This is a genomic window from Nonomuraea sp. PA05, from assembly GCF_008086045.1.
In the GTDB taxonomy this organism is placed as follows: domain Bacteria; phylum Actinomycetota; class Actinomycetes; order Streptosporangiales; family Streptosporangiaceae; genus Nonomuraea; species Nonomuraea monospora.
In genome coordinates this window covers 102929-120178 of record NZ_VSEY01000019.1, presented here as the reverse complement: position 1 = coordinate 120178, position 17250 = coordinate 102929, and the positions used below count along the sequence as shown (strand labels likewise).

Sequence of the window (17250 nt, the reverse complement as noted above, 5' to 3'; positions counted from 1 at the left end):
GCAAGGGCGCCACATGTGACAGCCAACGGGTGGAAAACCAGAGGAGTCCATGATGAGCTGGGCAAGTGGCGAGAAATCTGATCCTGTCAGGAGGCCTGTTCCATGACTTCGCCGCCACGTCGGCCGCCCTCGCGGAGGTGCTCGCCGAAGTGGGGGTCGAGTCGGAGATCACCGAGGACATCGCGGGCGCGCTGAGCGAGCCGTCGGAGGTCCAGCTCATCACGGTCAACGCGCTGCGCTGGCAGATGACCCAGGACCGCTTCGCCGACCTGCGTGACCAGTGGCGCTTCGGCTTACCGGCACAGGCCCGCACCACGCTGCTCGACCACCTCGACCGGGGCGGCGGGCTGCTGTGCATGCACACGGCGTCGATCTGCTTCGACGACTGGCAGGGCTGGCCGCGCGTGCTGGGCGGCGCCTGGACCTGGCCCAAGTCCCACTACCCGCCGCTGGGCTGGACGGGCGTGCGGGTCCACGGCAGGCATCCGGTGGTCGACGGGCTGCGCGACTTCGACGTGGTGGACGAGGTCTACAGCGACCTCCACGTGCTGCCCGACGTCGAACCGCTGGCCTCCGCCAACGGCCAGCCGATCGTCTGGGCGCGGCCGGTGCGGCGGGGCCGGGTGCTCTACGACGCCCTCGGGCACGACACCCGCTCCTACGACAACGAGGTCCACCGGACGTTGCTCCAGCGGGCGGCGCTGTGGCTGCTGAGGCGGCCGGTGACGATCACGGAGTAGCCGACCACTCGCTCCACCTGGTCACCTCGACGAGGACGACGGGGCCGGCGGGCCGGCGCTCGCGGTACTGCGCGTACTTCGCGACCAGCGCGTCGAGCGCCCGCTCCCGCTCCTCGCCGCCGTCCAGGACGCGGGCCAGCCCGTCGGCGCGCACCCACCACAGGCGCGTCCAGTCGTCCTCGTAGTGGTCGGCCAGCACGCTGACGGCGGGGTTCGCCTGGATGTCGCGCAGGCGGGCGAGGTCGGTGGTGGTCTTGGGCTTGTGATCGACGGCCGTCACCACGTCGCCGTCGAGTATGGCGAAGGTGATGGGCACCACGCGGGGCGTGCCGTCGGGGGCGAGCCTGGCCAGCCGCGCCACTCGTTGTGCGGCGAACCGCGCCGCGCTCATCGCCGCGCCACCGGCCGCGCGGGTCACCGCGCTCCCACCAGGCTCTCGATGCAGGGCCGCAGCAGGTCGAGGATGTCGTCGGCGGACGCGTCCGCCAGCGCGCTGTGCTTGAGCAGGTAGCGGTCCACCACCAGCCCGGTCATGATCGCGGAGATCAGCGCGGCCCGCAGCTCGGGACGGTCGGCGGGGATCGCCCGCTCGATCGAGCCCAGCCAGTCGCGGCCCGCCTCGCGGAAGTCCTCGGCCGCCTCGCCGTGGGTGAACATCGAGCGCAACACGGCCAGCGAGGCCACCGGCGGTCCGTCCAGGCGCTTGCGCAGCGTGGCGAGCAGGGCCTGCGCCGGATCGCCCGGCGGCAGCTCGTCGGCGGGCAGGTGGGCGGCGCTGGCGAACAGCTCTTCCTTGGAGCCGAAGTAGTGCATCACCAGCCCTGGCCTGACCCCGGCGGTGGCGGCCACCGCGCGGATCGTGGTGCGTTCGTAGCCGAGCTCGGCGAACGTCTCGCGGGCGGCGGACAGGATGCGGGCTTCTGTGTCGCGGCGCTGCTCGGCGCGGGTGCGGCGGGGCGGCTCTGTCACCGGCTCATTGTACGGGTGTTCAACAATCGACATTCGTTGTACGCTCATTCAATGAACACTTGTACAACGAAAGTGGCGGAAGAGGTGCTGCGGACCAGCCTGGCCGGCGACACCGAGCGCTTGCTGGAGCTCATGGCCCCCGACGTCGTGGTCGAATGGCCGTACCGCCCCGACGGCGTGCCCGGCGAGGTGCGCGGCAGGCGGGCCTTCGCGGACTTCTTGGCCGCGTACGGCGGGATGATCACCTTCCACGAGTACACCGACGTCGAGCTGCACCAGACCCTGGACCCCGAGGTCGTCATCGTCGAGTACGCCGTCCGCGGCGCCGTCAACGCCACCGGCCGGTCGTTCGAGCAGCGGCCGGTCGCCGTCCTGCGGGTGCGGGGCGGCCAGGTCGTGACCTACCGCGACTACGTCAACCCGCTGCCCGTCATGGAGGCCCTGCGCTCCTAGGACATGTCCGGAACCTACAAGACCGACCGGCGGCGATCTGGGCACGATGAGTGCATGAACCCGAACCTTGACCTGATCCCAGGCTTCCTGGCCGGGCACGGGCGCGTCCTCGACCGCCGCCGCTACGACCTGCTCGCCGGCGACGGCGACGCGGCCGGCCTGCTGGCGGCCCTGGAGGGGTACCGCAACGCCGACGGCGGCTACGGCTGGGGGCTGGAGCCCGACCTGCGCTCGCCCGAGAGCCAGCCGGGCGCGGCGTTGCACGCCTTCGAGGTGTTCGAGGAGGCGGGCCCGCTCACCTCGCCGCACGCGGCGACGCTGTGCGACTGGCTGGAGACGGTGACGCTGCCGGACGGCGGGCTGCCGTTCTCGCTGCCGCTGACGTACTCCCACGCCACCGCCCCCTGGTGGTCGGGCGGTGACGCGACCACCTCGTCCCTGCAGATCACGGCCATCACCGCGGCCGTCGCCCACCGCGTGGCCGTTCACGATCCCGCCGTGGCGGCGCATCCGTGGCTGGAGAAGGCCACGCGCTACTGCTTCGAGACGATCGGGGCGCTGGAGGAGGCGCCGCCCGCGTACGTGCTGATGTTCGCCGTGCGGTTCCTGGACGCCGTGTACGACACCCGGGCCGGCGCCGCCGACCTGCTCAAGCGGCTCAGCGCGTTCATCCCCGGCGACGGCCGGGTGCCCGTCGAGGGCGGTACCGAGAACGAGGCGCTGCGCCCGCTGGACTTCGCGCCGTTCCCCGGGCGGCCGGTGCGCGACCTGTTCGAGCCCGCGGTGATCGCGGCCGACCTGGTCCGGCTGGCGGGGGAGCAGCAGGACGACGGCGGGTGGACGGTGGACTACGCGCGGATCTCGCCGGCCGGGTCGCTGGAGTGGCGCGGCGCGGCCACGGTCAACGCGGTGTGCATCCTCCGGGCCAACGGCCTGGACTAGGGCGTCACGCGGCGGGCCGACTCCGACTCCTGGGCCATGCGGCGCAGCGTGTCGAGTGCCCTGCCGTACAGGACCGTGCCCAGCACCAGCGCCTCCACGGCGGCGTCGCGCGGCCCGTCGAACGGGATGCTGTCCATCTCCACCTCCGACACCAGCTTCCGCGCCACCTCCACGTACGGCGTCAGATCGACGGGCACGCCGAGCTGCCGCATCCTGACCAGCGTCTGGGTCAGCTCGTCGCGGGTGGGGGCGTCGGGGTGGACGTCCCAGCCCAGGTCGGCGAGGAAGGCGTCCACCTCGGCGCGCGTAGCCCGCCACTCCTCGCCGGGCTCCGGCTCGACGGCAGGGCTCAGCGCCCAGTGGGCCGTGCCGAGCATCTCGTGCACGGGCATCGACTCGTCCTCGACGGCGGCCACGATCTTCTTGATCGCGGCCACGGAGAGCCGGCCCACGTCCAGCAGGGCCCGGATCAGGCGGAGCCTGCGCAGGTGCGTCTCGTCGTACTCGGCGCGGGTGGCGGCCGTCTGCACGCCCTGGTGGAGCATGCCTTCGCGCAGGTAGTACTTGATCGTGGGGATGGCCACACCGGACTTGGCACTGAGTTCGGAGATCCGCATCATTAGATAATAGAGCTATCCAGAGCGTGCCAGATGCCGGGCCGCACTCACCAGCTCGTGCACGTCGGACTGGCGGTTCCACAGGAAGACCACCTCGATCGGCGGCACGTCCTCCTTGATCGGAATGAACACCAGCGAGTCGGGCACGGTGGTGCCCTCGCGCACGCACAAAGCGTAGCCGGTGCCCTCCCCGACCGTGCTGACGACCGCGTCGTGGCTGGCCGCCGACGGGCCGAGACGGGGGTGCAGGCGCTGGCGTACGAAGGCCTCCAGGAAGCGGCGCGCTCCGGCCACGGCGTCGGACTCCGGCATGACCAGCGGCTCGCCCGCCAGGTCCGCCAGTGACAGCGTCTCGTACTCCGCCAGGTGGTGCTCCCTGTGCAGCAGCGCGCGCACCGGGAAACGGTGGATGAGCATGCGGCCCACCCCGCGCGGCAGCGAGCCGGGCGCGTACCCGAGCCCCGCCTGCAAGGCGCCGTCCGCGATCGACACCATCTGCTCGGCCGTGCCCATCGGCGCCATGCGCAGGCGGCCGGTGCGCAACTGGGAGAGCAGCCGGGCGGCGACGTCCGCCAGGCCGTCGGCCACACCCAGGCGGGCCGTCTCGCCCGTGCACCTGGCGGCGGCCACCGCCCGTTCGAAGGCGTCGACGGCGACGGTCGCCTGAGCCAGGAACGCCTCGCCCGCCTCGGTGAGCGTCACCCCGCTCGACGATCGGCTGAACAGCTCGACGCCGATTTCCTTCTCCAGCGCCCTGAGCTGCTCCGACAGCGTGGGCTGAGCGATGTGCAGCGCGGCAGCGGCCCTGCGGAGGCTGCCTGCTCGTGCGATTGCCATCGCGTACCGGACATAGCGTAGATCCATCGCTCACCTCGGCGTAATGATGATGAGCTATCGGTAGATCGCACCTCCGTATTACAAGAGGCGCTAGCTTCCGTGAAGATGTCCAGTCACCTGTCTGCATGGATATTTCCGCTTAAATGCCATGGAGTGCTGGTCAGGCGGGTTGTTGGGGATTTCGCCAAGGCGCGCGTCCATTGCCTTGGGACGGAAGTTAACGCCGTTATGGTTGCCCGTAAATTCGGCCGGTGAAAGGCCGGGCCGGAGGGCGGCGGCGGTCCCCAAGCAAGCGTTTGCCCTACATGGTGGAGCCCCACTAACGTGGCGGACGACCAGTCGCTCCGCACGGAGGGAGTGCCATGCAGCCCTTCGCGGGCAGGGCGGCCGTGGCCGGGATCGGGATGACCCCCCTGAGCAGGGAGTCCGGCCGCACCGAGCTGGAGCTGGCGACCGAGGCGTGCCGGGCTGCCTGCGCGGACGCGGGCATCGCGCCGTCCGAGGTGGACGCCGTCCTCAGCTACCACCTGAACGACTCCGCGCCCGTCGTCCAGGTCGCCAGAGCCCTCGGTATCGACCGGCTCGGCTGGCACAACGACATCGCGGGAGGCGGCACCCAGGCGGCCTCCGTCCTGGGCGACGCGGCCATGCTCATCCACTGCGGCCTGGCCCGCAACCTCCTCGTCTACCGCGCGCTCAACGGCCGCTCGGGCAAGCGCATGAACACCGTCTCCACCGGCCCCCAGGAACGCTTCACCTACGGGATGGCCGGCCCCATCCCGATGTTCGCCCTGGCCGCCACCCGCTACCTGCACGACACCGGGCTCACGGCCGAGCACCTGCACGCCGTCGTCGCCCAGTCCAGGCAGAACGCCAAGACCAACCCCCGCGCCCTGCGCCGCGAACCGCTCGAACTCGCCGACTACCTGTCCAGGCCGTACGTCTGCACCCCGCTGCGCACCGTCGACTGCTGCCAGGAGACCGACGGGGCGTGCGCGCTGCTGGTCAGCGGCGTGCTGGACGGGCCGCGCGTGCGGGCCGTGGTGCGCGGGGGCGGGCCCGGCTGCTCGGCGATGGACCGCGCGCCCGACGTCACGGCGATCTTCTCGGCGTACGTGGCGCCCATGCTCTGGGAGGCGTCCGGGCTGCGGCCGTCGGACGTGGACGTGGCGGTGCCGTACGACGCCTACTCATGGCTGGTGCCCAGGCAACTGGAGGACTTCGGGCTGGTGGCGCGCGGGGAGCTGGGGGCGTACCTGCTGGAGCGCCGCCACGCGTGGGTGAACCCGCACGGCGGGCTGCTGTCCGAGGGGTACGTGCACGGCCTGAACAACGTCGCCCAGGCCGTGCGCGAGCTGCGGTCAGGCGGCGAGGTGGCGCTGGTGACGGGGTTCGGCGGCAGCTACGGAAGCGCGGCTTTGCTCGTACGGTGAAATGCCGTGGGTTGTTGTGACATGTGAGTGGTGTCCCAATCCCGCAACCGAGGAGGCCGACCATGGGGACCGCCCGTGGATGACCGGAAAGACCGGTTCGAGGCCGTCTACAAGCAAACCTACGAGCACATACTCGGCTACGCCGTACGCCGCTGCGAATCCCCCGAGGACGCGGCGGACGTCGTCGCCGAGACGTTCGCCATCGCCTGGCGCCGCTTCGACGCACTCCCGGCGGGCGGCGAGGCCAGGCTCTGGCTGTACGGCGTCGCCAGGAACGTGCTGGCCAACCACCGGCGAGGCCTGGCCAGGCACCGGCACGCCGAGCTCGACCATGACGTCGCCGACCTGTACGCGCACTCGCCCGAGAGCAGCGTCGAGCTGAGCGCCATCGCGCGCGCGTTCCACGAGCTGCCCGAGAGCGACAGGGAGCTGATCTCGCTGCTCGCCTGGGAAGGGCTGGATCCGGGAGAGATCGCCAAGGTGCTCGGCTGCTCGCGCAACGCCGTACGCATCAGGGTGCACCGGGCGCGCAAACGACTGTCCAAGGCGCTGGCCGGAGCCGGCGTGTCCATGAGCCGTCTTGTGATGGAGTCCGCATGAACGACCTGAAAAGCCTCGCCCGCGTCCGCGACGAAGACCTGGCCGGGCGAGCGTCCGGCGCGGGGGCGCGGGCGCTGCTCGCCTCGATCACCGCCGAGGAGCCCGCACCGGCGGCTACGCCGATCGCGGTCAGGAGCCGCCGCACGCGCCGCTTCGCCGCAGGTGCCGTGGCCGCCGCCGGGCTCGCGGCGGCGGCCGTGGTCGGTCCGGCCGTCCTGGGCGGCGGCACCGCCACCTCCTACGCCAACTCCGCCATCGACGTCCGGCTGCGGGGTGAGTACTACGTCGCCACGATCAAGGATCCGCTGGCCGACCACAGCAAGTTCACCGAGGGTTTCCAGGCGGTGGGGCTGGACGTGCGGCTCGACCTGGTCCCCTCCTCACCCAGCCAGGTAGGTGAGGTCACCGGCGTGAACGCCGGTCCGGGAGGGGCCAGCCCTGACAAGGACCGCCGGATCGGCACCGGCACCTCGCCGGCGGGCTGTGAGCTCGGCAAGCCCGGGTGCGCGATGACCGTCCTGGTGCACACCGGCTACGACAACAGTGGCGTGGTCACGATCGGGCGTCCGGCGGAGCCGGGGGAGAAGTACCGCAACTTCCGGCCGGCCACGAGCAAGGGCGAGATGCTGGAAGGCTTCAGGGCCGACGAGAAGACGGTCGGGGAGGTGCTCGCCGAGGCTCGCCGGCGCGGGCTCACGGCGGTCTACCAGATCATCACCCCCGCGCCGGACGGCAACGGGTACCGCGTGGACCCGGGCAACCAGTCGGCCAAGGTGGGGGACGACTGGATCGTGTGGGAGGCGCAGTCGGAGGAGGCCGGGGTGCTGCGGTTGCTGGTGACCGAGGAACGGCTGCCGAAGAACCCGGTGTACGGCGGCCCGAAGTCGGCCGTGATCCGGGACTGACGTCACGGGCGTCGAACGGCTGAAGCACTCGTGAGCACCGTCCGTCTGACGCGGCGGTGCTCACTGGCCTGTCCGGTGGTGCTCACCGGCCTGTCCGGCGGTGCTCACCGGCCGATACGGCGGTGCTCACCGGGTGGGCGGGGGTGTTCACCGGGCGGGCCGGGGTTTCATCGGGCGGCCCGGACGAAGAGCCGGTGGCGAGCGCGTGAGTCGTGCGAGCTCAAGAACGGGCGCGCGGCCAGCCAGGCCGCCGCCCCGGCCGTGTCACCCGCCGTCGCGACCACCATCCCGCCGCCCGCCATCCCGCCGCCCACCATCCCGCCGCCCGCTGTCGAGGGTGCCGTCACTGTGTCGCCTGCTGTCGGTGCCGCCTTGTTCGACAGCAGCTCGGTGACGGCCTGCCGCACCGGCCCCTCGCTGGTGAGCACGCTCCCGGCCAGCACCACGGGCCCGGCGTCGTGCACGCCACGCAAGGTCGCCACCAGCCGGGCCGCCGCCTCGCGCACGATCCCCACCGCCACCGGATCACCCTCCGCAGCCGCCCGGCTGACCAGCGGCGCCAGCTCGGCGAGCGCGAGTGGCGGGCGCGCGTACACCGCCGCCGCCAGCTCCGCCACCGGATCCCCGCCCAGCCCTTCGGGCGCGAGGCACCGCACCACGAGCCTCGCCAGCTCACCGCCCGCCATCCCGCCGCCCGCCAGCTCACCGCCCGCCAGGCCATCGCCCGCCAGGCCGCCACCCGGTGCCACACCGCCGCCTGCCACGAGGGCGGGAGGCGTCCCACCGCCGGAAGCGGCGGCGGCCAAGACGGAAGGCGTCCCACCGCCCGAAGCCCCGGCGGCCAGGGCGCGGATGGTGGCGCGGGCGGCGGCGCGGCCGAGCCAGAACGCCGACCCCTCGTCCCCGAGCTGCCACCCGAACCCATCGGCGACGGCAACGGCCCGATGCCCGATAATTTTTGCCGCGATGGCCCCCGTCCCCGAGATCAGCACACTCCCCGAAGCCGCCGCCGTACCGGCAGCGAAGGCAGTCACCAGATCACCCACGGACGCGACAGGAACTCCCGGCAGCACCTCGCGGAAGACCTGATCCGCGAGCGCCGCACACGCCTCGGGATTCCCCGCCATACCCACCACCACCTGCACCGGAGGAGCCTCGACCAGGGCGTCCCGCACGGCGGCCGTCAGGTTGGCGGCGGCGAGGTCCCGTCCGAGCGCCCCCGGGTTCGCCCCGCCCGCACTCCCCCGCCGCACGAGAGCGCCCTCCACGGTGAACAGCGCCGCCCGCGACGACGTCCCTCCCGCATCAACCCCAAGAACCATGCGCATGTCAAAAATTATTGCCCAACAGCCTTGACGGCACCACTCCCTGAGCATAATTATCGCCGCGTGGAACTCCTCAACCGCATCAGAGCCGACCAGCACGACATGCCCGACGCTCTGCGCAAGGTGGCCGACGCCATTCTCGAAGGCCCCGCTGAGGCCGCCCGGCTGACCATCGTCGACCTGGCCGAGCGGAGCGGGACGTCCACCGCCACCATCACCCGCTTCTGCCGCGCCCTGGGCTTCGCCGGCTACGCCGAGCTGCGGGTGGCCATCGCCACCGAGACCGGCCGGGTCGCGCAGCAGACCTGGGAGACCGACATCGGCCAGGAGATCCTGCCCGACGACAGCCTCGAACGGGTGCTGGGCGTCGTCTCCGGCAACGACATCCGCCTGATCCAGGAGACCCGCGACCAGCTCGACCTGGCCGTGGTGGAGAAGGTCGCCCAGGCGGTGGCCAGGGCCGGGCGGGTGCTGCTGTTCGGGGTGTCGAGCAGCGCCGCCGTCGCCAGCGAGATGGAGTACCGGCTGCAGCGCATGCGCGTGCCGACGTGGAGCAGGTCCGACGCCCACAGCGCGCTGACCGACGCGGCGCTGCTCGGGCAGGGCGACGTGGCCATCGGGATCTCCCACAGCGGCAGGACCCGCGAGGTCATCGAGGTGCTGGCGGAGTCGGGCAGCCACGGCGCGATCACCGTGGCCGTCACCTCGCAGCCGAAGTCGCCGCTGGCCGAGGTGGCCGAGCTGGTGCTCACCACGGCGAGCCGGGCCACGAGCTTCCGCTCCGAGGGGTTCGCCGCGATCCATTCGCAGTTGCTGGTGCTCGACGTCGTGTACGTGTCGGTCGCCCAACGCACCTACGAACGCACGAAGCAGGCGTTCGACGTCACCGTGAGAGCGGTTGCCGGGCACCGCTTGCCGGAAGGGGATGCATGACCATCAACCCGCAGGACTTCGCCGACCACATCGCCCACCTCGTCCGGACGATCCCGGAAGATCCGGAGATCACCCGCGCCGCCGACCTCTTCACCAAGGCGCTGACCGCCGGCGGCGTCATCCAGGCGTTCGGCTCCGGCCACTCCGAGGCCGTCGCGATGGAGATCGCCGGCCGGGCCGGCGGCCTCGTCCCCACCAACCGTCTCGCGCTCAGGGACATCGTCCTGTACGGCGACGCCCCCCGCTCCGAGCTGGACCGTTACGACCTCGAACGCGACCCCGCGATCGCCCGCACCATCCTCGACCTGGCGCCCGTCCAGCGGCACGACCTGTTCGTCATCATCTCCAACTCCGGCGTGAACGGCGTCGTCGTCGAGCTCGCCACCCTCGTCAAGGAGCGCGGTCACGACCTGATCGCGATCACCTCCCGCACCCACGGCGAAGCCGCCGCGTCCCGCCACCCCTCGGGCCGCAAGCTCGTCGATCTGGCCGACGTCGTGCTGGACAACCACGCCCCGTACGGCGACTCCATCCTGTCCCTGCCCGACGGAGGCGCCACCGGGGCCGTCTCCACGATCTCCTCAGCGCTGCTGGCCCAGCTCGTGGTCACGCAGACCGTACGCAACCTGCTCGAAGCCGGCGAAGTGCCGCCCGTCTACCTCTCGGCGAACGTCCCCGAGGGCGACGCGCACAACCTGCGCCTGGAGGCCCTGTACGCGGGCCGCATCCGCCGCGGCGCCTGACCCCCGCCGGCTCCACCCGCGACCCGCTCCACTAGGCGACCTGCTCCATCCGCCGTCCGTCCCATCCGCCACTCGCTCTCTTCGGCATGCACACATTTCGGGGGCCGCACAACCCGCAAGGAGAACCCCACCCATGTCCCGAAATTTCGGAAAAATACTCGTCTCCTTAGCCCTCCCCGCCATCCTCATCGCGGTGACCCTGATCGCCGCCCCGGCCAGCGCCGCCCAGGCCGTCCGCCTCCAGTACCGCACCAGCGCCCCAGGCGCCACCACCGCCCAGGCCGAGCCCTGGCTGCGCCTGTTCAACGACGGCACCACCACGATCCCGCTCAACCAGGTCAAGATCCGCTACTACCTCACCGGTACGGAGACCTACCGCTTCGCCTGCTCCTGGGCCGTGGTCGGCTGCTCCACGATCACCGGCAGGTTCGCCCCGCAGGAGGGCGGCAAGCAGTACCTGGAGGTGGGCTTCACCTCGGGCAGCCTGAGCCCGGGCCAGAACACCAATGACATGCAGCTGCGCTTCTACCGCGCCGACTGGCAGACCTTCACCCAGGGCGACGACTACTCCTACGGCGCGAACACCGCGTACACCAACTGGGACAAGACCGCCGTCTACGTGAACGGCCAGCTCGCCTGGGGCAACCCCACGGGCACGGACCCCGACCCCGACCCCGATCCGACCGACCCTCCGGGCGGCGGCACCGGCGAGCTCTTCGACGACTTCACCTACTCCGGCCCGAACGACCCGCTGCTCGCCCAGCGCGGCTGGACCGTCCGCTCCAGCTCGGGCGGCCCCGGCGTGCCCGGCGCCACCTGGTCGCCGAACGCCGTCTCGTTCCCGGGCGGCCTGCTGACGCTCGACTCGTCCACGAACGGCACCGCCGCCGGCACCGTACAGACGGAGCTGTCCACCGCGAGCCGCAAGTTCCGCGAGGGCACGTACGCGGCCCGCGTCCGCTTCAGCGACGCCCCCACCAGCGGCCCGGACGGCGAGCACGTCGTGCAGACGTTCTTCACCATCACCCCGCTGCGCTACAACCTGGACCCCGACTACGGCGAGCTGGACTTCGAGTACCTGCCGAACGGCGGCTGGGGCGAGCCGTCGAACATCCTGTACGCGACGAGCTGGGAGACCTACCAGGGCGACCCGTGGCAGGCCGTCAACACCCACACCGAGGAGCGCACGAGCTTCGCCGGCTGGCACGACCTCGTCATCCAGGTCTCGGGTGGCCGGATCAAGTACTACGTGGACGGCCGCCTGTTCGCCGACCACGGTGACATCTACTATCCCGAGACCCCGATGTGGATCATGTTCAACCAGTGGTTCATCGATCTCCAGGCGGCCACGGGCACCCGTACGTACCGGCAGCAGGTCGATTACCTCTACCACAGCAAGAACGAGGCCGTCGCGCCCGCCACCGTCCTCAGCCGTGTCGCCGCGCTGCGCGCCGCCGGCACCGCGTTCAAGGACACCGTCCCCAACCAGTGACAAACACCCCGCGCCCGCCTCGTGCGGGCGCGGGCACCCCCCGTGAAGAGGAACGTCATGAAACACCGCATCCTGGCCCTGGCGGCCGTGCTGGCGCTGAGCGCGTGCGGCACCCCGGCCGAGGAGCCCAAGGCGAGCGGCGGCCCGGCGAAGCTGACCGTCTGGATCATGGACGGCAGCGTCACTGAGGAGCTGCTGAAGAAGTTCGAGACCGAGTACGAGGCGGCGCACCAGGGCATCGACCTCGACATCCAGATCCAGGCCTGGGACGGCATCGGCGAGCGCGTCACCGCCGCCCTGGCCAGCACCGACGCCCCCGACGTGATCGAGGTGGGCAACACCCAGGTCGCCCAGTACTCGGCCAGCGGCGGCGTGACCGACCTGACCGCCAAGGTGGGCGAGCTGCAGGGCGCGGACTGGCTGCCGGGACTGGCCCAGCCGGGCAACATCGACGGCAAGCAGTACGGCATCCCCTGGTACGCCGCCAACCGCGTGGTCGTCTACAACAAGGACCTGTTCGCCGGCGCGGGCATCACGCAGCCCCCGGCCACGCGCGACGAATGGCTAGAAGTCACGAAAAAGCTTAATAAGGGTGGCAATCAGGGCATCTATCTGACCGGCCAGACCTGGTACGCCCTGGCCGGCTTCATCTGGGACGAAGGCGGCGACCTGGCGGTCCAGGAGGGCGGCAAGTGGAAGGGCGCCCTCGACACCCCGCAGGCCCTGGCCGGCATGGAGTACTACAAGCAGCTCCAGGCCCTCGGCAAGGGCCCCAAGGACGCCGACGAGGCGAACCCGCCCCAGCACGAGGTCTTCGCGCAGGGCAAGGTCGCCCAGATCATCGCCGTTCCCGGCATCGCCGCCCGCGTCCTGGAGGTGGACGCCACGCTCAAGGACAAGATGGGCTTCTTCCCCATCCCGGGCAAGACGGCCGACAAGCCGGGCACCGTCTTCACCGGCGGCTCCGACCTGATCATCCCGGCCGCCTCGCAGCGGCAGGAGGAGGCGTACGAGCTGGTCAAGGCCCTCGCCGGGGAGCAGTTCCAGACCGAGCTGGCCAAGGCCATGAGCTTCGTGCCGAACCGCACCTCGCTGGCCGGCGTGCTCGCCGGCGAGGAGGGCACCGCCGCCATGGCCAAGGGCGCCGCCAACGGCCGCGCCACCCCCAACACCCCGAACTGGGCCGCCGTAGAGGCCACGTCCGTCATCAAGCAGTACATGACGGCCGTCCTCACCGGCGCCGACCCGGCGGCGGAGGCGCAGAAGGTCTCGGAGTCGATCACCACGACCCTGAACAGCGGATCCTGATGCGAGGTCGTTCCCCCTGGCCCTACCTGCTCATCGCGCCCACGGTGGCGGGCGGGGCCTTCCTCCTGCTCTACCCGGTGTTCAAGGCGGCGGTGATCTCGTTCCAGCACTTCCGCATGGGCGAGCTGATCAGAGGCGGGGCGGCGTTCGTCGGCCTGGAGAACTACGCCGAGCTGCTGTCCGGCGAGGAGTTCTGGCAGGTGCTGCTGCGCACCCTGGTCTGGACCGCGATCAACGTGGTGCTCATCGTCGGCCTCGCCACCGGGATCGCACTGATGCTGCCCCGCCTGCGCCGCGGCCTGCGGCTCGCCCTGATGAGCGCACTCGCGCTGGCCTGGGCCACCCCGATCATCGCCGCCACCACCGTCTTCCAGTGGCTGTTCCAGTCGGAGCTGGGGGTGGTCAACTGGCTGCTGGTGACGCTCGGCCTCGACTCCTTCCGCGGCTACACCTGGTTCGCGGACGGCACGGCGACGTTCGCCGTCCTCGTCATCCTCGTCGTCTGGCAGTCGGTCCCGTTCGCCGCCCTCACCCTCTACGCCGGCCTCACCACCATCCCGGTGGAGCTGTTCGAGTCGGCCAGGATCGACGGCGGCACCGGCTGGCAGGTGTTCTGGAAGGTCACCTTTCCCATGCTCCGCCAGCTCTTCGCCCTCATCACCTCTCTGGAGGTGATCTGGGTGGCCAAGTGCTTCCCCCAGATCTGGGTGCTCAGCCAGGGCGGCCCGGACGACGCCACGACCACCCTCCCGGTGTACGCGTTCAAGGTCGCCCGCGTCCTGCACCGCTACGACCTCGGCTCCGCGGTCGCCATGCTCACGGTCGTCCTGCTCGCCATCGCCCTGATCAGCAACCTGCGCCGGATGGTCCGCTCATGAAGAGACTCCTCCTGAACGCCTCGGCCATCGTCGTGCTCCTGGTAACGATCTTCCCGGTCTACTGGATGTTCCTGACCGCCTTCAAACCCACCCGCGACATCCAGTCCGACACCCCCACCTTCTGGCCCGCCCACCCCACCTTCGACCACTTCGTCACCGCCGTGAACGCTCCGGGCTTCTGGACCTACTGGCGCAACAGCCTCCTCGTCACCGCGGCCGCCGTCCTCGCCGCCCTGCTGGTGGCCCTCATGGCGTCGTTCGCGGTCGCCCGCATGCGGTGGCGTGGGCGCGGCGCGTTCGTCGTGGCCGTCTTCGCCGCCCAGATGGCGCCCTGGGAGGCGCTGCTGGTGCCGGTCTTCATCATCGCCCGCGACACGGACCTTCTCGACTCGCTCGCCATGCTCAGCGGCGTCTACTTCATGATCACGCTGCCCTTCACCATCGTCACCCTGCGCGGCTTCCTGGCCGCCATCCCGCCCGAACTCGAAGAAGCGGCCCAGGTGGACGGCTGCAGCCGCCTCACCGCCTTCCGCCGCGTCATCTTCCCGCTGCTCGCGCCGGGGCTGATGGCCACCTCGCTGTTCGGGTTCATCACGGCCTGGAACGAGTTCGCGTTCGTCAACGTGCTGATCATCAAGGATCAGGAGCAGCGGACGCTGCCGGTGTGGTTGTCGTCGTTCCGGGACGTGTTCGGGACGGACTGGGGCGCCACAATGGCGGCGGCCAGCCTGTTCGCCTTGCCGGTTCTGCTGTTGTTCCTCTTCTTGCAGCGGCACGTCGGGACGGGGATGACGGCGGGGGCGGTCAAGGGGTGAGCATGCCCTAAGGTGCTCCGCATGGGCGAGTTCCTGGCGGTCTCCGCCTTCATGACCGAGGACGCCGACGCCGTACGGGCCGCCGTCGGCCGCTTCTTCGCGGCCCACGCCTGCCCGGCCGCCACACCCGCCGCCTCACCGGTGACCGACGACGACGTGCTCCTCTTCCCGCCCGCGAACCGATGGACCGTGGTGATGTGGCCGCCCTACTTCGCGGACCTCGCCGCCGTGGAGCCCATCTCGCGCGATCTCGGGCTGGTGGCGAGCACCGTACGCGTCCACGACGGTGACTACTGGAGCCACGCGCTGGTGCGCGACGGCATCACGGTGGATCGGTTCGCCTCCATGCCGGACTACTTCACCGACGACGCTGCGGAGATCGCTCGCCTCGCTGACAAGTACGCCGGGCGGGCCGCGGTGGTCGCCGAAGCGGTCGGCTGTCCCGTTGAGACGATCGCACCCTACTTCGCGGGGGACGGCGGGGCCTTCGCCGAGGATGAGTTCGAGATGGACGACCCATGGGTGTTCGTCGATTTCTGGCGGAGGATCGGCGTCCGCTATCCGGAGGATGTGTCGGCGTATGCGGGGCTGCTTCGGCTGGCGCCTGGATGGCTGGACAAGCTTCCCAGCGGAGATGCCGAGCTCTAGGAGGCTGGTGTCAAGTGGGTCATCCTGGCTGAAGTTCCCCTGGTGAGCTGCTCGGACGGGGCCGTGCGGGGGCGTCGGCTGGGCGCCGGCGTGACCCTCCGTGTGGTGGTGAAGCCGGCAACTCCACTACGCCCGGAGGTCTTCTTCGTGATCCTCAATTGAGCATGTCGTCAGTGGGCTGGCTGGGCTCCGACACGTACGTCCCGCGGTGCGGCACCGTGAAAACCCAGCCGCCGTCTCTGAGGAGTGAGACGACCCTTCGCGCCGTGGTCTTGGCCACCCCGTAGTGGCGCATCAGCGCGTTCTCGCTGAGGATCGCGCGGTTCGGCCGCAGCTCGCCGCGCCTGATCCCCTCGATGATGTCCTCGGCGATGAGGAGGTACTTGGCCTTCGTCGCTTCCGCCCGAGGCGCACCGAGGGGCCCGACGAACGTGCCCTGGCCGTGGACGGTGTGGACGAGCTCGCGTCGGCGCAGCTCTCTGGCCACGTGACGTGCGGTGCTGCGCCCGACGTCGAACTCCGCTGCCAGAGTCGCCTCGCTCGGCACCGCCTCACCGGCCCGGAGCTCTCCCCGGATGATCCGTTCCTGGATCATCTCGGCGATCTGTACGTAAAGGGGGATGGGGCCTTGTCGGTTGAGCATGCTCATAGGTTAGACGTTCAGGTACAACCAGATAAGTAGCTTCACCGACTCGATCGTATTGCCTTCACTCTTGCGGCCACGACTCCTTCTGGCTGACGTAACTGCCGCGCTGGGCGACGGTGTAGATCCAGCCTTGCTCGCGCAGCAGCGCCATGGCACGCCGCACCGTCTCACGCGCCACGCCGTACTGCTTCACCAGTGCCGTCTCGCCGGGGATGGGGCGTCGAGGGGCGTATTTCCCCGCCTTGATCTGCTCGGTGAGGTCCGTGGCGATCTGCTGGTAGAACGGCACCTTGCGCTTCTTGCGTGGCGCTTCGGAGGATGGGCCGACAAATGCGCCTTCACCCTGCACGGTGTAGACGAGCCCTTCCTCCCGCAGTACGTGGACCGCCCGCCTTGCGGTGGTTCTGGCTACCCCGAACTCCTGCTGGATCTCGGCCTCGCTCGGTATGGGGTGGCCGGCGGAAAGCGCGGAGACCCGGTCCCGGAGGATGGCGGCGATCTGGAGGTAGATGTGGGTGTCGCCTTCGTAGTCGAGCACGTAAGAAACATAGGCCAAGGCGGGGCAAGAGCGCTCAAATCGGTTCGTCTGAACAGACCAAGTCATAACTACATGCAGACAAGAAGAGACGACCGGATGTAGGTTGACGCCATGGTTGAGCCCCCTCCTTTGCCGGAGTACGACCGATTCCACTCAGCCCATGTGCCGGAGCTCCGCCCCGACCACATACCGCTTCGTTGGGAACCGTTGCGATACGGCAACCGCGCACGCGTCCGCGACTACACGTGCGACTGCCGGCCGACCTTCTACGAGCTGTGCCACAGCGGCGGTGAGTGCTTCATCCGCAGAACCCGCCGCCTGAACGGGCAGGTGCTGGTGGACGAATGCATGCGCGGCCGGACCGCCAGGACGCTGGAGGCCTGGACCCGGCTCTTGGCGGGCGAGGCGGGATGAGGCCGCGCCGGCCG

The 17250-nt window shown here is 70.4% G+C and carries 21 protein-coding genes; 14 read left to right on the top strand and 7 right to left on the bottom strand.

Going from position 1 to position 17250, the window contains the following annotated elements; translation table 11 throughout:
- Positions 1 to 65 precede the first annotated feature (65 nt).
- Positions 66 to 740: a ThuA domain-containing protein gene (locus FXF51_RS28670; RefSeq protein WP_148437782.1), complete on the top strand. Its 675-nt coding sequence runs from the start codon at positions 66 to 68 to the stop codon at positions 738 to 740.
- Here FXF51_RS28670 and FXF51_RS28665 read toward each other — a convergent pair.
- Both FXF51_RS28665 and FXF51_RS28660 read right to left on the bottom strand, forming a co-directional pair.
- Positions 730 to 1158, bottom strand: a complete 429-nt coding sequence (locus tag FXF51_RS28665; RefSeq protein WP_316247644.1) for a TIGR03668 family PPOX class F420-dependent oxidoreductase — start codon at positions 1156 to 1158, stop codon at positions 730 to 732. The genes FXF51_RS28670 and FXF51_RS28665 overlap by 11 nt on opposite strands.
- Positions 1155 to 1709 carry a TetR/AcrR family transcriptional regulator gene (locus FXF51_RS28660; protein ID WP_222871511.1) on the bottom strand — a complete coding sequence of 185 codons (555 nt, stop codon included), beginning with the start codon at positions 1707 to 1709 and terminating at the stop codon, positions 1155 to 1157. The genes FXF51_RS28665 and FXF51_RS28660 overlap by 4 nt, the downstream gene beginning before the upstream one ends.
- A 51-nt stretch (positions 1710 to 1760) precedes the next feature.
- Here FXF51_RS28660 and FXF51_RS28655 point away from each other — a divergent pair, with 51 nt between their 5' ends.
- Together FXF51_RS28655 and FXF51_RS28650 are read left to right on the top strand one after the other, a co-directional pair.
- Positions 1761 to 2162, top strand: coding sequence for a nuclear transport factor 2 family protein (locus tag FXF51_RS28655; RefSeq protein ID WP_148437780.1), 402 nt, complete (start codon positions 1761 to 1763; stop codon positions 2160 to 2162).
- A gap of 54 nt (positions 2163 to 2216) precedes the next feature.
- Positions 2217 to 3104: a hypothetical protein gene (locus tag FXF51_RS28650; protein ID WP_148437779.1), complete on the top strand. Its 888-nt coding sequence runs from the start codon at positions 2217 to 2219 to the stop codon at positions 3102 to 3104.
- Here FXF51_RS28650 and FXF51_RS28645 read toward each other — a convergent pair.
- A complete protein-coding gene (locus tag FXF51_RS28645; protein WP_148437778.1) occupies positions 3101 to 3721 on the bottom strand; it encodes a MerR family transcriptional regulator in 621 nt (206 codons plus the stop codon). The two genes, FXF51_RS28650 and FXF51_RS28645, sit on opposite strands and share 4 nt — an antisense overlap.
- Before the next feature lie 15 nt (positions 3722 to 3736).
- Positions 3737 to 4585, bottom strand: a complete 849-nt coding sequence (locus tag FXF51_RS28640) for a LysR family transcriptional regulator (RefSeq protein ID WP_148437777.1) — start codon at positions 4583 to 4585, stop codon at positions 3737 to 3739.
- 335 nt (positions 4586 to 4920) lie between these two features.
- Here FXF51_RS28640 and FXF51_RS28635 point away from each other — a divergent pair, with 335 nt between their 5' ends.
- The 3 genes from FXF51_RS28635 (at position 4921) to FXF51_RS28625 (ending at position 7496) form a co-directional block, all read left to right on the top strand.
- Positions 4921 to 5991: a thiolase C-terminal domain-containing protein gene (locus tag FXF51_RS28635; RefSeq protein WP_148437776.1), complete on the top strand. Its 1071-nt coding sequence runs from the start codon at positions 4921 to 4923 to the stop codon at positions 5989 to 5991.
- 75 nt (positions 5992 to 6066) lie between these two features.
- Complete coding sequence (locus FXF51_RS28630; RefSeq protein ID WP_148437775.1) at positions 6067 to 6591, top strand: RNA polymerase sigma factor; 525 nt, start codon at positions 6067 to 6069, stop codon at positions 6589 to 6591.
- Entirely contained in the window at positions 6588 to 7496 is a 909-nt protein-coding gene (locus FXF51_RS28625) for a hypothetical protein (protein ID WP_148437774.1), read from the top strand. The genes FXF51_RS28630 and FXF51_RS28625 overlap by 4 nt, the downstream gene beginning before the upstream one ends.
- Positions 7497 to 7663: 167 nt before the next feature.
- Here FXF51_RS28625 and FXF51_RS28620 read toward each other — a convergent pair whose 3' ends face one another.
- Complete coding sequence (locus FXF51_RS28620) at positions 7664 to 8824, bottom strand: N-acetylglucosamine kinase (protein WP_187414615.1); 1161 nt, start codon at positions 8822 to 8824, stop codon at positions 7664 to 7666.
- Positions 8825 to 8884: 60 nt separating this feature from the next.
- Between FXF51_RS28620 and FXF51_RS28615 the strand changes: the two genes are divergently transcribed.
- From FXF51_RS28615 to FXF51_RS28585, 7 genes are all read left to right on the top strand, one after another.
- Positions 8885 to 9754 (top strand): MurR/RpiR family transcriptional regulator, encoded by an 870-nt coding sequence (locus FXF51_RS28615; protein WP_262379901.1) that lies wholly within the window; start codon positions 8885 to 8887, stop codon positions 9752 to 9754.
- Positions 9751 to 10497, top strand: coding sequence for a sugar isomerase domain-containing protein (locus tag FXF51_RS28610; protein WP_148437772.1), 747 nt, complete (start codon positions 9751 to 9753; stop codon positions 10495 to 10497). Before FXF51_RS28615 ends, FXF51_RS28610 begins: the two co-directional genes overlap by 4 nt.
- Before the next feature lie 133 nt (positions 10498 to 10630).
- Complete coding sequence (locus tag FXF51_RS28605; RefSeq protein WP_148437771.1) at positions 10631 to 11989, top strand: cellulose binding domain-containing protein; 1359 nt, start codon at positions 10631 to 10633, stop codon at positions 11987 to 11989.
- Positions 11990 to 12046: 57 nt separating this feature from the next.
- On the top strand, positions 12047 to 13297 hold the full coding sequence (locus FXF51_RS28600) for an extracellular solute-binding protein (protein ID WP_148437770.1): 1251 nt from the start codon (positions 12047 to 12049) through the stop codon (positions 13295 to 13297).
- Positions 13297 to 14175, top strand: a complete 879-nt coding sequence (locus FXF51_RS28595; protein WP_148437769.1) for a carbohydrate ABC transporter permease — start codon at positions 13297 to 13299, stop codon at positions 14173 to 14175. Before FXF51_RS28600 ends, FXF51_RS28595 begins: the two co-directional genes overlap by 1 nt.
- Positions 14172 to 14990: a carbohydrate ABC transporter permease gene (locus tag FXF51_RS28590; protein WP_148437768.1), complete on the top strand. Its 819-nt coding sequence runs from the start codon at positions 14172 to 14174 to the stop codon at positions 14988 to 14990. The genes FXF51_RS28595 and FXF51_RS28590 overlap by 4 nt, the downstream gene beginning before the upstream one ends.
- Positions 14991 to 15011: 21 nt before the next feature.
- Entirely contained in the window at positions 15012 to 15638 is a 627-nt protein-coding gene (locus FXF51_RS28585; protein WP_148437767.1) for a hypothetical protein, read from the top strand.
- A 154-nt stretch (positions 15639 to 15792) separates the two neighbouring features.
- On the opposite strand, the gene FXF51_RS28580 is transcribed toward FXF51_RS28585, so the two are convergent.
- A complete protein-coding gene (locus tag FXF51_RS28580) occupies positions 15793 to 16281 on the bottom strand; it encodes a GntR family transcriptional regulator (RefSeq protein WP_148437766.1) in 489 nt (162 codons plus the stop codon).
- 64 nt (positions 16282 to 16345) lie between these two features.
- Positions 16346 to 16822 carry a GntR family transcriptional regulator gene (locus FXF51_RS28575; RefSeq protein ID WP_262379900.1) on the bottom strand — a complete coding sequence of 159 codons (477 nt, stop codon included), beginning with the start codon at positions 16820 to 16822 and terminating at the stop codon, positions 16346 to 16348.
- A 207-nt stretch (positions 16823 to 17029) separates the two neighbouring features.
- Between FXF51_RS28575 and FXF51_RS28570 the strand changes: the two genes are divergently transcribed.
- The gene (locus FXF51_RS28570; protein WP_148437764.1) at positions 17030 to 17236 is read left to right on the top strand and encodes a hypothetical protein; all 207 of its coding nucleotides are present in this window, start codon (positions 17030 to 17032) and stop codon (positions 17234 to 17236) included.
- Positions 17237 to 17250 lie beyond the last annotated feature (14 nt).